Genomic DNA, 14,374 nt, shown 5'->3' with positions numbered 1-14,374 from the left:
GCTATGCGCCTTTACAATACACTCAAACGGAAGAAGGAAGAGTTCGTACCTTTAAACGGCAACAAAGTTAATCTTTACGCCTGCGGTATCACCGCTTACGACCTCTGTCACATCGGCCATGCCCGCTCTTCCGTGGTCTTCGATATTCTGGTCCGTTACCTGCGTTTTAAAGGTTACGATGTTACTTTTGTACGCAACTTTACTGATATTGATGACAAGATCATCAACCGGGCCAATGAAACCGGGGTTACCTCCACTGAGCTTGCCGAAAAATTTATCGGTGAATTCTATGTGGATATGGACAAGCTGAACATTCTGCGTGCGGACATCGAACCTAAATGTACCGAGCACATTCCTGAGATGATCGAGCTGACCCAGACTCTGATTGAAAAGGACCACGCTTACGCAACTCCTTCCGGCGATGTTTATTTCAAGGTCCGTTCTTTTGATGACTATGGAAAACTTTCCGGCAGAAATATCGAAGACCTGCAGTCCGGCGCGCGCATCCAGCCCGGTGAAGAAAAGCAGGACCCTCTTGATTTCGCACTCTGGAAAGCTGCTAAGCCCGGAGAACCTTCCTGGGAAAGTCCCTGGGGACAGGGACGTCCCGGCTGGCACCTTGAATGTTCCGCCATGAGTGAAAAATACTTTGAGCTTCCCTTTGATATTCATGGCGGCGGACAGGACTTGAGCTTCCCGCACCATGAAAATGAAATTGCCCAGAGTGAAGCTGCCACCGGAAAGGAAATGGCCCGTTTCTGGGTACATAACGGTTTTGTGCAGATTAATTCCGAAAAAATGTCCAAGTCCCTTGGAAACTTTTTTACCATTCGGGATATTCTGGATAAATTCATGCCTGAAACCCTGCGCTATTTCCTGCTGACCATGCATTATCGCAGCCCCCTCGATTTCTCTTTTGAAGCTCTCGAAGAAGCTGAAAAGGGTATCCGCCGGGTGTACTCTGCACTGGAACAGACCGGGGAAGCACTTAATAAAGCCAAGTGGTCCAAGGCTGCACTGCCCGAAGAAGTTATGGCTGAGATCGAAGAAGCCGAGAAAGGCTGGGCCGAGGCCATGGAAGATGACATGAACACCGCCGGAGCAATGGGCCACATGTTCACCTTGATCCGCCTCGCCGGACGCATTGGTGAAGAAAAAGCATGGCGCAAGTCCGAGGGCGGGCGTGATGCATGGAACCGTATCCTCGAGGATATGAAAAAATGGGGCGAAGTGCTTGGCATTTTCACCCGTGATCCCAAGGAATTCCTTGAAGAATTGAAGCTCTGCATGCTTGAGCGTAAGGGAATTGAAGTGGCAAAAGTTGAAGAGCTGGTCACAGCCCGTCAGGAAGCACGCAAGAATAAAGACTTTGCCCGTTCCGATGAAATCAGGGACGAACTGATTGAACTCGGTATTGAAGTTAAGGATACTCCGCAGGGAGCGGTTTGGTCCGTTATTTAATTCTTGTTTCTAAGTTTATATAACTTAATGATTTTTAAGAAACCGGATTTCGATCCGGTTTCTTTTTTTTTGTTAAAGGAGTAAGATAAAAGAAAATCTATTCTTTCTTGAAGGTGTACATGCGAATTGGGTTGAAGGGTAAAAGCTATTTAATTGTTTCTTTGATTTGCTTGCTGGTCTTTGTGAGCAGTGTTTTGTTAGTTTATAAGCTCAACAGTCGCGCTATATCCAAAGTTGAAAAAGTGCTCGTTGAGGAGAATCTCAGTCGTGCTGAATTTGCCGTGCATGAAAGCTCTCAAGCTTTGAAACGTCTTTGCCGTGACTGGGGATGGTGGGATGATACATATAATTTTGTAAAAAAATTCAACGAACAGTATGTCCTTTCAAATTTGACTCCGGAGATTTTGGTCAACCTTGATCTTGATTTGGTTATGTTTTTTGACCATGAGGGAAAATATTTTTTTTCGCATTCTGCCGAAGGAACAGATGACATTGAACTTAGCTTTACTACCAAGGGGAGGCACGGAAACGAGATAGTCCGTAAATGCGGAAGCGAAGGCTTAACTGGGTTGGCCAGAATTGACCATAGGCTGATGCAGGTCAGTGTCCAAAAAATTTTCAACAGCAAGTTGGATGGCGCTCCAGCTGGGACCATGGTCATGGGACGCTATTTGGGTGACCGCCAGCTGGACAAGCTGGGTAAGGCTTTGCAGATGGATCTCTTTTTCAGGGAGTTGAAAGATGTTCCTGACAAGGACGTTTTTTTCGATTCTCCACAAAGCGGTGATGACAAACTCAACGGTTTTATGGTTCTGCGGGATGTTTTCGGCAAACCTCTGGTGCTTTTGGGGTTGGGCATGCATCGCGATGCCTATGAAATCGGAAGTTCCATGTTTAAGGTTTTTCTGTTTTTCATGTGCGTGGCACTTTTGCTTCTTGGTGTAGGCGCTACCTTTGTGCTTAACAGGTATTTTGTTTCCCGGGTGAAGGTCCTGCAGGGGCAGTTGCGAGGGGAGTATTTTATCGGCCCTGAGCAGAGGACGCTTCGATTAAGTGGGAATGATGAACTCAGTGACTTGTCTGAGTCAATAAATGAAATTTTACTCTTGTTGCAGAAAGAAAAAACTAAAGCCGAAACCGCCAATAGGGTGAAAACTGAATTCTTGGCTAACATGAGTCATGAAATCAGGACTCCCATGCATTCAATTCTTGGAATGGTGGAGTTGCTCAAAGAAACAAAAATAGATGAGGAACAGCAGGATTTTCTGGATATTGCCGGGACTGCCGGGGAGAATCTGCTTGAGATAATCAATGATGTTCTGGAAATTTCGAAAATAGAAGCCGGACATTTGGAAATAGAGAAATATGAATTTCTGCTTCATGAGATGCTTGAAAGAGTGGTTGGTATTTTTGCCGTGGATGCCGCCCGTAAAGGTTTAAAGGTTATTTGTCATATTGATAAGGACGTACCTGAGAAAGTGGAAGGAGATGCCACCAGACTCAGGCAGGTTTTGAATAATCTGATCAGTAACGCGGTAAAATTTACTAGCCAAGGCACAATTGCTGTGTCTGTTTATTGGGATGACGGTAAGCTTATTTTTGCGGTGAAAGATGAAGGGATTGGAATTCCAGCAGATAAAATCAACCATATTTTCGAAAGTTTTACTCAAGCGGATTCGTCCACTTCCCGTAAGTATGGAGGGACGGGACTTGGTCTGCCCATTTCCCGTAAGCTAGTAGGAATGATGGGCGGGGAAATTTTTGTGTGCAGCAGTGTGGGAGAGGGAGCTACTTTTCGTTTTTATGTGAATCTGGGCAAAGTTTGATATTGATTCATCGGATGATGTGATTATTCTTGAGCTCTGTTATTGACACAGGTAATATAGGATTTAACTGGTAAGGAAGTGTAGATAAATAACCTGTGAGGTTTACATGTCAGATTTACTCGGTCTGATTGCAGTATTCGCAATCGTTTTCATCATCGTGAAAGTGGTGATCCCCAAAATGGGAATTTCTCCGTGACAGATCGGTAAGGGACCCCGTGGGGGCTCCAACGACAAAGACGGCGGTTGCGGAGGCAATTAGCAGATGCCCATCTATGAATACAAATGTAACGTGTGTGGGCATGAATTCGAAGAGCTGGTTTTTTCATCCAGTGCTGAGAATCCTAAATGCCCGGAATGCAAAAGCCCGGAGACAGAAAAACTCCTTTCTTCATTTAGCTCAGGAGCTTCTTTTTCCGATCCTGTCCCTTCCGCTCCACCATCCGGAGGCTGCGGTAGTTCAGGCTTTTCATGAGGTTAATAATTTCTTCCGGTCGGAAGATTGAAAAAAAGTCCCAGATTCAAGCGAATCTGGGACTTTTGTTATTGATGTGCTTGGCGCATACAGTTGATCAGGTGTTTGATCCGGCAGTCGTAGGTGTGTTCTGCCAGTATTCTTTTGCGTGCGGCTTTGATTATTTCTTTGCGCGCAGCTTCGTCATTCAGGTATTTATCGATCAGCTGCGGAATTTCTTCCAATGAATTGTAAACAGCAATCTCCTTGCCCGGTTCGAATAATCTTTCCATCTGATAGCGATGGTCGGTAAGGATGAATCCGTTACAGGCCGGGACATCAAAGACCCGCTGGTTCACCGCCCCTTTCATCTGCTGGCTGGTGCAGTTGAAGTTGATCTTGGAGCAGGGATAAAAGCGGGGCAGGTCATCGTAGTAGGAAAGCTCGCTGTGGTATTCCCATGTTGATTCGTTTGTCAGCAGTTGCTTCCAGCCGTCATCGCCCACGATCATGGGGTTGAAATCTAGGGTTTGTTTTACGCAGGAAAGACGGTACTCAAGCGTCGCCTGCCAGATGACCAGAGTTTCAAAGGCCAGTTTGCGGTGGGGAATGACCAGATTTTCGTATTCCGGAACAAGCTCCGGGTAGTCGGCTTTCAGAAAATTTACGACTGAATGTTCATCTCCCTCTCCGAAAGCATGGGCAACTTCTTTATATTTTTCAGCCAGCAGTCCAGAAATTCTGGCTACTTCCATTCTTTTGGCTGTCTTGTGAACCATGGAATTACCCACAAAAGATATATCCCGTGCCCATTTAGCTTCCGTGCAGCCCTTTGAAGGCAGGAAGCGGGTCTGGTCCGTTCCCAGCGGCAGGTGGAAAATCTTGCTGAACCCCATTTCTTTCAGGGAGTCCATGCGGTCTGCATCCCAAGTGAAGATAGTGGTATTTTCATTGGCCTGCGCTTGATAGAGGGGCAGGATTAGCAGGGGATTGTCCACAAACCACGAGGCTAGAGGCAATTGAAATTTATGGAGCAGGGTGTTGAGTACACCTTCCTGATCTACGCCAAGGTGGTTTACCGTGAGCACGAAGTCGGGCCTGAAGGTGTTGATGGCCGTGGAAACCCGGGCCACGAATTGCTCCAGTTCCATCTCTTTGGCGTCCATGTTTATGAACATGTGCGGCACACCCTGACGCTGGCATGCGGCCACGATCTCGCCCATGAGGAAGTATTGGCTGGTCAGCAGCAGAATTCTTGGCTTTTCATTCTGGAATTTGGGCCAGACCGGAAATTCAACAGGCTTGCCTTCCTGCTCGATGAGCAGTTTTTCTGTCTGGACATATAAGGGGGATAGGCGCAGGTAAAAAGGATTTTTGAGCAGCTGGACTTTTTCTCCTGAAATGGATTCCAGTTCCATGATATGTGCTGCTGCATTTTGGGGGGAGCTGGTATTGATCCAGATTACTCTGGGATTCTTGCGGAGTTCTTCTTCCAATCCGCTGGCAGCTAGAATCTCGGTTTCACAGTCAAGGATGAGCAGGGGACGGTCATTTTGTTTGAGAAGTTCCTGTGCGGCCAAGCCGATGCCGGAACCGACCAAGAGGGGAATTTTGTTCTCATCCAGCTGCGCGGCAAGGTCTGTTTCCCGGCGCAATCCGTATTTTCCCCACATGTGTTTTTTTCTGCCGTCTGCGGTGATGCAGATATCAGTAAGAACATCTCCGTCCCGGATGGCTTCTGCAATGTAATTTGTGCTCATTAAAATTACCTACCACGAGTCCCGGGCCGGTTTATGATAGAAGAATTCAAGCCTCCTGTTCTTGCGCTTATTGGCAGGAGAGTCATTTTTCACCAGCGGTTGGGTGTCGGCATAGCCTACAGCTTTAAGTCTTTTAGGAGCTATCCCTCCTTTTTCCACAATATAACGCAGGGCGCTTGCGGCCCTTGCTGAGGAAAGCTCCCAGTTGGTGGGAAATTTTTTGGAGCGGATTTCCGAATTGTCCGTATGTCCGCGGACCACAAGGTTGTAATTGTGGTCTTTTAGGATACTGACGACCCTGTCCAGCACCTTATGGGCATCAGGTCTTAGGGTTGCAGATCCCGGTTTAAAAAGAGTAGCCGAGTCTGTATTAACCAGAACACCATCCTGATCTGCTTTTACCCCGGAAGACTTGCGAGTCGCATCATCTTCATCCAATAAAGCCTTGATGCGCAGGACCAGACCGAGCAACCGTTTGTCGTTGCTGTCCATTTTGACTTCCTTCCTCTTCAGGTCGGAGGGGGTCAGGGCAAGGTGGTCATCTTCCTTACGTTCAATTTTCACCCCGAAGGCGTCTTTAAGGGAACCAAGCAATTCCTTAAATTTTTCAAGGTCATTGTTCGCAAAAGAGAGCAGCAGGACAAAGAAACAGAGCAGAAGGGTTACCATATCCGCGAATGTAGCCATCCACGGCGGAAGCCCTTCTTCCGGCGGCGGATCATTATTCTTCGGTTTGATGATAACTACTTTAGCCATGGGGCGACCCTTTAATTATGCCGCAGCGTCACGCAGGGTGGGTGCAAGGAAGGCCTGCAGTTTTTCTTTTACGATGGAGGGATGTTCTCCTTTCTGGATGGCGACAACACCTTCAACCATGATTTCCATGTATGAAGCTTCCTCAATGGAACGTTCTTCAAGCTTTTTGGCCAGGGGCAGGAAAACGACGTTGGCCAGAATGGAGCCGTAAAGAGTGGTCAGCAATGCCACCGCCATTGCAGGGCCGATGGCGTCAGGGTCACTGAGGTTTGAAAGCATCTGTACCAGACCGATCAGCGTACCGATCATTCCGAATGCCGGGGCCATGGCTCCCATACCCTTCATGACTGCCTGTCCTTGAAAGTGTCGCTTTTTCATGGCGTCAATTTCAAATTCCATAATGGCCCGGACTAGGTCTCCATCCGTGCCGTCGGCAACCAGAATGACCCCTTTTTTGAGATATTCGTCGTCTATGGCAACTTTTTCAAGTGCAACAAGACTCTCTTTGCGTGCTGTCTCAGCAAGAGCTACGATTTGGTCAATCATGATTTTGGGGTCTTCGGATTTGGCAAAGAAGCCCTTTAAAGCGATTTTAAACGCTTTGAGAACAACGCCCATGGGAAACATGATGAAGCAGGAGGCAAATGTCCCCCCGAAAACAACAACCATTGATGGAGGGTCCACAAAACCGGCTGCATTACCACCCATGACAATGGTTGCCCCGATAAGACCGAAACCGCCGACAATTCCTATTAAAGTTGCAATATCCATATTTGCTCTATTTCTTTAATGCGGGAGAGCCCACTTTGATTTCGTTGTTTTCATAGTAGAAAAAAACATTTTCCAAAGGTTCATCAACCTGCATGTATGCGGGACCGATGCTGATTTCCACTCCCGATTTTACAATGCCCTGAACCATAATTCTACAACTTTCCAGTTTTTCAGTTTGCTGGATTTTACCCCAAAGCTGCTTTTTCTTGTTCTTCAAAAAGCGAATTTTCATTTCGCATTTTTCAATTTTAGCAGTGAATTCAGCAGTGGTTGAGGCGCCGTTACTCATAATTTTCTGCAGGTCTTTTACTTGCTTTTCCAAAACAGAAATTTGAGTAGAAATTTTGTCGATCTGGAGGAGCAGCAGCGGGTTGTAGCCAACAATGACCTGTGAAGCAGCACTTAGTCCGCCCCCAAGTTGTTCACCGATGAATACAATCTGGTCGCTATAGCACCTTCCGCCGGCAAAGCGTCCCTTTACCGCGAACTTTCCTTCGCAGTACACTGTAGTGTGCATGCAGTTTTTATCAATGATAATATTACCGCTGCTTACAAGAGTTGCATTCTCACAAAAACTTGTGCGCAGTGTTTGCTTGGATTCAACCAGTCCTTTGATGTTGCCTTTTATGCCTCCATCACATTTGAGGAATCCGGCAGCATGTACATTGGCCTGTTCAATAACCCCTTTGACATTGATGTTGTTGGCTTTCACATCCAAACCGGATTTGATTGAGCCGTGAACAACCATGTCACCGACAAAAAATATGTTTCCGGTGGAAAGGTTTACATCTCCACGTACGTTGAGCAATTCTTTTACAGTGATCAAGCCTTCTTCATTATAAAAGACATAGCCGTTACGGGTTGCAATCAGCTGATCAGTATTGTCGGGATTGATTTTCGTGTTGGGGCCGCGTGGGAATTTCTTTTCCGGGTAATGACGTTGTCCCAGAGGGCAGCTGCCGTCTTCGCCGGGGTCTTCCCATTGGGCAAGGACCTGACCGACAATTACGCTTTGTACGTAGCCCATGTTGTAATAGTCTACGCTTCCGTCGTTTTTTTCTACCGGTTTAAGGTCTGTGTAGTCGAAGTCAGGATCAAAATAGTGTTTGAGGCAGGGCATGCGGATGCTCCGGTAAAAGCACAGGACGGTTAGGGAATTTCCATTTCGTCTTCAATGATAGTGAAAAAAGAGATGAGTCTTACCAGTTCAAGAGTCTTGCAGATCTGTTCACTGGGACGCAGAAGATACATATTTTTGTTATTGCTTTTAAGCCTTGAATTCAGCGAAACAAGGAATCCGATCCCTGAACTGTCAAGAAAGCGCGCTTCAGAAAGGTCGGCAACAACAGCTTCAACTTCAGAAGATTCACTGTCATGCTCTACCTGTTCTTTGAATGCGTAGATGGTTTCAATGGTGACTTCTTTTCCACATTTTAGGGTCAGAATCCCATCTTGAATTTTTATTACTTCTTCCGCCATTGATCTTCCTTTAACTTGCGGGTGAGTTTTATTATGTTTTTACTGTTTTCTTTAATTAACTCAAAGGAATCCATTAGTTCTGACATGATGAACATGCCCCTTCCTCCCACAGCCTCCGGGGAGGGCATGGAAAAATCGATTGATTTTGAACAGAGTCCTTTGCCCCAGTCTGCAATCTCAAAGATGATCTGCTCACCGGGCTGTATTTTGATAGTTAGTTCAAGTCTGTTGCATTTTTTGACTTTGTCATAGGCGTGGCGAGCCACATTGGAGCAGCCTTCTGTAAGGACAAGATCCATGTCGTGGAGGAGGTTCTCATCCGCAACAAAATCCTTAAGAATGATGATTGCCTTGCGGGCTACTTCCCTGCTTTCTTCAGGAGTCGGAATTGCTTCCAGCACAAAGCGATGCATGAATGCTCCATGTTTACTGTCAGACGTAAATTATTGTTCCGTCAGACGTTACAACTTCTGGCTGCCGTAATGGATAACTTTTAATATACCTAATCCTCCCTTTTTCGCAAAGGAAGTCAAGGTAAAACCCGAAATTTTAGATAAAATCCTCAGAATCCAGTATGATTGTGACCGGACCCCAGTTGACGAAATCTACATTCATCATGGCTCCGAACTGTCCGGTAGCTACTTTAGCAGGTGCTTTTTGCTTAACTTCAGCAACCAGTTTATCAAAAAGGTCGCTGGCTAACTGCGGCGCGGCAGCACCTGTAAATGAAGGTCTGCGGCCCTTTTTGCAAGATGCGTAAAGGGTGAACTGGGATACCAGCAGCACATCTCCCCTAATATCTTCAAGAGAACGGTTCATGCGACCTTCCTCATCTTCAAAGATGCGCAGGCCGAGCATTTTATCGATCAGCGTGTTCCAGACTTTGGATTCAGGAAGTTTTTCAGTATCGTCCTTACCGAAGCCTGCCAGAACCATAATGCCGGGGCCGATTTCGCCCACGGCTTTCCCTTCTACTTCAACTTTTCCGCCGCTTGTTCTCTGAATGACCAGTTTCATTCTAGTCCTCGAAGTATGTTGCTACGGAACTTTCTTTCTCGGAAACTGAAGCAAAGACCATGCGGACGTGTTCGCTATTAACACGCTTCTTCATTTCCTCGTAAATATAACGGGCAATGTTTTCAGAGGAAGGGTTGCGGTGTTCAAAATATTCCAGGCTGTTCAAATGTTTGTGATCCAGAGAGTCCAGAACAGCGGAAAGTTCTTTTTTAAGGGCCTTGAAGTCCATGAGGATTTCAACCTTCTGATCAAGATGATCGCCTTCAATCTCCACCTCAACACCGAAGTTGTGGCCGTGCATGTTCTCGCACTTGCCGCCGTAATTGCGAAGCTGGTGTGCTGAACTGAAATCGTTCTTTACTTTGAGTCTCCATTTTCCCTTAGACATATATTTTTCTCCTATTGTAATCTTGCTTTGCCGTTTCCGTTCTTACGCCACTGGTTGAATTCTTTCCAGAAATCCCCATTGGGCTTGATATTGTAACCGTGCCCGAGGCGTAAGGTGCAGATGGAATCGGCTAAAAACATCTGTAGAGTCACCGGAGCAGAACCGGGATATCCGGCAAGGATTGCTTTCAGTTCCGCAATGCCTTCTTCGGAGCACAGGGAATGGTGCACGGAAAGCGGTACTGCCTCGTTACATCCGGCCTGTGCATTCTCCAGCGGTGAAATTTCATCACACATAACCTTGGATTCCGGAGGAGCCTCCTCCTGTCCCTCTTCCGGGGGAGGGTTATCAACCTTGCCCTTGATCAGCAAGGGGATGTCCTGTCCGAGGTATTGGTGAACTTCTTCATAGGTCTTTGGGAAAATGATCAGTTCCCCGGACCCGGTCATATCTTCAATGGTGGCAAAGGCCATCTTCTTGCCGGACTTCTTGGTGATGATCTCTTTGTAGCCGGTGATGATGGCACCCAGCTTAACCGTGGCTTCGTGGGCCATGTTCGGGCAGTTTTCAATGGTCTGCAAACCGAGGCGGCTCATTTCATTCCGGTATGAAAGCAGGGGATGGCAGGTCAGGTAGAAGCCGAGGGCTTCTTTTTCTAAGCGTTGCATTTCCTTGTCTTCCATTTCCGGCATGCTGAATTCTTCAAAGCTGACTGCTGCCGGCTCTTCTGCTTCCCCGCCGCCACCGCCGAGCATATCGAGCATGTTGATCATGCCGGATTCCTTTTCCTTGGTCTTTTTCTGGCCGTAGGAAACAGCTTTGTCCAGCGAAGCGATGAGGCCGGAACGGGTCAGCCCCATGGAATCAAAGGCTCCGGCACGGATTAGGTATTCGATTACGCGTTTGGTAACCCGGCGCAGGTTGACGCGGGTGATGAAGTCAATGAAATCCTTGAATTTACCGTTTTTCTGGCGTTCTTCGACAATTTCATCAATCGCTTCCTCACCAACGTTCTTGATCCCGGCCATACCGTAAATGATGTCGCCTTCGTACACCGAGAAGCGGGCTACACCGAGGTTGATGTCCGGCTGGCGTACAGTAACGTCCATGTCGCGGCAGGCGTTAATATACATGATGATCTTTTCGGTGTTGTTCATTTCAGTACTCATGAGTGCTGCCATGAATTCCACCGGGAAATGTGCTTTCAGGTACGCCGTGTAGTACGAAATTAGTGCGTATGCTGCGGAGTGAGATTTGTTAAAACCATAGGCCGCAAACTGTTCCATGAGGTCGAAGATGTCGTTGGCGGTCTGTTCTGGAATTTCGTTTTCCCTGGCACCGTCAACAAAGCGTACCCTGTGCTTGGCCATTTCTTCAGGAATTTTCTTACCCATGGCTCGACGAAGCAGGTCACCCTCACCAAGTGAGTAGTTGGCGATGGTCATTGCCGCGCCCATAACCTGTTCCTGATAGACGATGACTCCGTAAGTGGGCTTGAGGCTTGGCTCAAGGGTTGGCCAGAGGTAGGTTACCTCGATCTCGCCATGCTTACGTTTAATGAACTCATCAACCATACCGGAACCCAGTGGGCCGGGACGGTAAAGGGCGAGCATCGCGATAATGTCTTCAAAACAACTGGGGCGGAGCATGCGCAGGTATTTACGCATACCCGAAGATTCAACCTGAAAGACCCCGTCGGTATCCCCTTTACAGAAAATATCAAAAGTGTCCTGGTCATCGAGGGTGAGGGTGTCGAGATCCGGGGCTTCCTTGCCCTGCAAGCGGATGATATCGAGGCAGTCCTCGATAACGGTCATGGTGCGCAGTCCCAGAAAGTCGAATTTGATCAGGCCGACTTTTTCGACCTTTTTCATGTCGTACTGGGTTACGATTTCGCCCTTTTTACCTTTGTAGAGTGGCAGGTAATGGGTCATGGGCTTGTCGGAGATAACAACCCCGGCTGCGTGAGTCGATGCATGGCGTGACATGCCTTCCAGACGGGTAGCGATATCCATAAGCTTGGCGATCTTGGGATCGGTGGCAACCATGTTGCTAAGCTCGGGAATGGCTTCTACCGCGTTGGGAACGGTGATTTTGGCCTTTTTGACCCCCAATCCCTGCGCAATGACAGCCGGATCATCGGGAACCAGCTTGGCGATGGGATCGGTTTCGGAAAAGTGCATGCCCATGGCGCGGCCTACGTCCTTGATAACCGCCTTGGTTTTCATGGTTCCGTAGGTGGTGATCTGGGCAACGTGATCCCAGCCGTATTTATCGGAGCAGTATTTAACTACTTCCAGACGACGGCGTTCACAGAAGTCGACATCGATATCAGGCATGGAGATACGTTCAACGTTAAGAAATCTTTCAAAGAGCAGGTCGTAAGGGATGGGGTCGAGGTTGGTAATCCTCAATGCCCATGCAACGATAGATCCCGCCGCCGAACCACGGCCCGGACCAACCGGAATCTTGTTGTCCTTGGCCCAGTTAATGAAGTCCTGAACGATGAGGAAGTATGCCGGGAAACCCATTTCGTTAATGACGCCCAGTTCGTAATCAAGACGTTCCCAATATTCTTTCTCGTCGATGTCATAGGGGGCGGCTTCAATGCGTTTTTGCAGACCTTCCTTGCAGAGTTTTACAAACTCGGTCTCAATGGTCATGCCCGCTGGGAGTTCATATTCCGGAAAGTAGTAGTTGCCCAGCTCAATCTCGAGGTTGCACATCTCGGCAATTTTCTGGGTGTTGGCGATGGCTTCCGGCACATGGGAGAAATATTCTTCAAACTCTTCCTGCGGTTTGAAGTAAAGTTGGTCAGTACCCATGCGGAAACGCTTCTCAGCATCGACGGTGGTCTGAGTCTGGATACAGAGGAGCAGATCGTGGGCTTCGTAGTCTTCTTTGGTCAGGTAATGGCAGTCGTTGGTGGCGACCAGTGGCAGTCCGGTTTGTTCCGCACATTTGTACATCAGGTTGTTGAGGTCTTCCTGCTCCTGAAGTCCGTTGGCCTGTACTTCCAGATAGAAGTTGCCGGGAAAAATAGACTCGTAGGTCTTGGCCATCTCAACCCCGGCCTCAAGACCTTCATTCATCAGGGCGCGGGGAACTTCACCAGCAAGACATGCTGAAAGCGCGATGATTCCTTCGCTGTATTTATTGAGAAGGTACTTGCTGACTCGCGGTTTGTAATGGAAACCTTCAAGGAAACCTAGGGAGCAGAGTTTAATGATGTTCTTGTAGCCCTGCTGGTTCTTTGCCAGCAATACCAGGTGGTAGCGGCCTTTCTTATCTTTACGCGTGTGGGCCAACTCGTCATCTATGTCGCCATGTGCAACATAAACCTCACAGCCGATGATGGGCTTGATACCCATATCCATGGCGGTCATATAAAAGGTAACAGCACCGAACATGGAGCCGTGGTCAGTGATGGCGACCGCAGGCATGCCGAAGTCCTTGGCCTGCTGGCAGAGGTCTTTGATACGGATGGCTCCATCCAGCAGACTGTATTCTGTGTGGACGTGCAGATGAACAAATTCTGACATATATATTATTCCTGATGGCGAAATAGATTCTGGATAAAGGAAGTTAGTATTTATTTTTAGGGTCAAACGCAATAGGCGGGAAAGGGTTCACAAACTGTTTTTCAGCTGAGAGTATACAAAATATTTCGGATTACCGGACCGTTGACGAAACAGAACTCCCGTGCAAGAAAATTTATGATTAATCAAAAATAGTGAACTGAACATGGAACTCTCTGTTACTTATATATATGATAGGCTTCCTTTGATCCTACTCTTCGTCACCGGGTATATACTATACCGGGTGACCGCATCTGCGGCGTTGCCTGAATATATTTCCGCTAGAGCTGTACATTTCAGTCGGGGCCGTGCTGATTATCTGCTGCTTGCCTTGATGGGGGTAGCGGCGCTGCTGTCCATGTTTATCCCTAATGCCGTTACCGTGCTGGCAATGATCCCGGTAATCCGCAAGCTTGATGATAAGCTTGAATACATGACCACACCACTGACTCTTTCTATTATATATGGGGCAAACATAGGTGGTATGGGTTCGCTTATTGGTAGTCCTGCCAACTTGCTGCTCATCGGAGCACTTGATTTATTCGATATAGCCGGCCGCAAAAGCATTACCTTTTTTAATTGGTTTGAGTGGGCCTTGCCGCTGGTCGTCCTTATGTTGTTACTGGCGTGGTTCGTTTTGCGTTTTTCCCTTCCTTCTAACGGAGAAGCAATCGTTCACGGTAATAAGGTCCCTCTCTTGCTGCCAAGGCAACGGAAAGGGTTTTATGTCTTTGGTTTGTTTGCACTCTTCTGGAGTGGAGTATCTATTCTGGTTGAAATGTTTCCTGCGTATAGAGCGTATGATCCGTTGGCAGCAATGGCTTTTTGTTTAGCTTTCTGTGGTTATGTGTTTGGAAGCGGGATGTTGCGGCTGCGCGATTTGGTAC

At 47.6% G+C, this 14,374-nt stretch carries 13 protein-coding genes (1 of these 13 only partly in view); 4 read left to right on the top strand and 9 right to left on the bottom strand.

All coding sequences use genetic code 11. The features are described from left to right. Positions 1-3: 3 nt before the first annotated feature. The 3 genes from cysS (at position 4) to ACO05Z_RS17370 (ending at position 3,759) form a co-directional block, all read left to right on the top strand. Complete coding sequence (gene cysS / locus ACO05Z_RS17380; protein WP_421903444.1) at positions 4-1,461, top strand: cysteine--tRNA ligase; 1,458 nt, start codon at positions 4-6, stop codon at positions 1,459-1,461. 194 nt (positions 1,462-1,655) lie between these two features. Next, complete coding sequence (locus ACO05Z_RS17375; RefSeq protein WP_421903443.1) at positions 1,656-3,287, top strand: CHASE4 domain-containing protein; 1,632 nt, start codon at positions 1,656-1,658, stop codon at positions 3,285-3,287. A gap of 262 nt (positions 3,288-3,549) precedes the next feature. Then, positions 3,550-3,759, top strand: coding sequence for an FmdB family zinc ribbon protein (locus tag ACO05Z_RS17370; RefSeq protein ID WP_421903442.1), 210 nt, complete (start codon positions 3,550-3,552; stop codon positions 3,757-3,759). 68 nt (positions 3,760-3,827) lie between these two features. Here the strand turns inward: ACO05Z_RS17370 and ACO05Z_RS17365 are convergent, their stop codons facing one another. The 9 genes from ACO05Z_RS17365 to dnaE all read right to left on the bottom strand — a co-directional run bounded on the left by ACO05Z_RS17365 (position 3,828) and on the right by dnaE (position 13,451). Further along, positions 3,828-5,498 carry a CgeB family protein gene (locus ACO05Z_RS17365; protein WP_421903441.1) on the bottom strand — a complete coding sequence of 557 codons (1,671 nt, stop codon included), beginning with the start codon at positions 5,496-5,498 and terminating at the stop codon, positions 3,828-3,830. Positions 5,499-5,507: 9 nt separating this feature from the next. Then, positions 5,508-6,254, bottom strand: coding sequence for an OmpA family protein (locus ACO05Z_RS17360; RefSeq protein WP_421903440.1), 747 nt, complete (start codon positions 6,252-6,254; stop codon positions 5,508-5,510). 15 nt (positions 6,255-6,269) lie between these two features. Next, positions 6,270-7,025 carry a motility protein A gene (locus ACO05Z_RS17355; RefSeq protein WP_421903439.1) on the bottom strand — a complete coding sequence of 252 codons (756 nt, stop codon included), beginning with the start codon at positions 7,023-7,025 and terminating at the stop codon, positions 6,270-6,272. Between the two features lie 7 nt (positions 7,026-7,032). Then, positions 7,033-8,145 (bottom strand): FapA family protein, encoded by a 1,113-nt coding sequence (locus ACO05Z_RS17350; RefSeq protein ID WP_421903438.1) that lies wholly within the window; start codon positions 8,143-8,145, stop codon positions 7,033-7,035. Between the two features lie 29 nt (positions 8,146-8,174). Beyond that, positions 8,175-8,504 carry an STAS domain-containing protein gene (locus ACO05Z_RS17345; protein WP_421903437.1) on the bottom strand — a complete coding sequence of 110 codons (330 nt, stop codon included), beginning with the start codon at positions 8,502-8,504 and terminating at the stop codon, positions 8,175-8,177. After that, on the bottom strand, positions 8,489-8,917 hold the full coding sequence (locus ACO05Z_RS17340) for an ATP-binding protein (RefSeq protein ID WP_421903436.1): 429 nt from the start codon (positions 8,915-8,917) through the stop codon (positions 8,489-8,491). The genes ACO05Z_RS17345 and ACO05Z_RS17340 overlap by 16 nt, the downstream gene beginning before the upstream one ends. Before the next feature lie 136 nt (positions 8,918-9,053). Continuing rightward, positions 9,054-9,521: a D-aminoacyl-tRNA deacylase gene (gene dtd / locus ACO05Z_RS17335; RefSeq protein WP_421903435.1), complete on the bottom strand. Its 468-nt coding sequence runs from the start codon at positions 9,519-9,521 to the stop codon at positions 9,054-9,056. Between the two features lies 1 nt (position 9,522). Continuing rightward, positions 9,523-9,909 (bottom strand): 6-carboxytetrahydropterin synthase QueD, encoded by a 387-nt coding sequence (queD, locus tag ACO05Z_RS17330; protein WP_421903434.1) that lies wholly within the window; start codon positions 9,907-9,909, stop codon positions 9,523-9,525. 11 nt (positions 9,910-9,920) lie between these two features. Continuing rightward, positions 9,921-13,451 carry a DNA polymerase III subunit alpha gene (gene dnaE / locus ACO05Z_RS17325; RefSeq protein WP_421903433.1) on the bottom strand — a complete coding sequence of 1,177 codons (3,531 nt, stop codon included), beginning with the start codon at positions 13,449-13,451 and terminating at the stop codon, positions 9,921-9,923. A 202-nt stretch (positions 13,452-13,653) separates the two neighbouring features. Between dnaE and ACO05Z_RS17320 the strand changes: the two genes are divergently transcribed. Continuing rightward, a protein-coding gene (locus ACO05Z_RS17320) for an SLC13 family permease (RefSeq protein WP_421903432.1) crosses the window boundary here: on the top strand, positions 13,654-14,374 show its 5' portion. The gene runs 470 nt beyond the window's last position; the window shows 721 of its 1,191 coding nt (coding positions 1-721); the start codon lies at positions 13,654-13,656; its stop codon lies beyond the right edge, outside the window.

It is taken from the genome of Maridesulfovibrio sp. (assembly GCF_965230075.1).
GTDB lineage: Bacteria > Desulfobacterota > Desulfovibrionia > Desulfovibrionales > Desulfovibrionaceae > Maridesulfovibrio.
The sequence above is the reverse complement of the archived record's forward strand: the minus strand, read 5'-3'. Positions and strand labels throughout refer to the sequence as shown.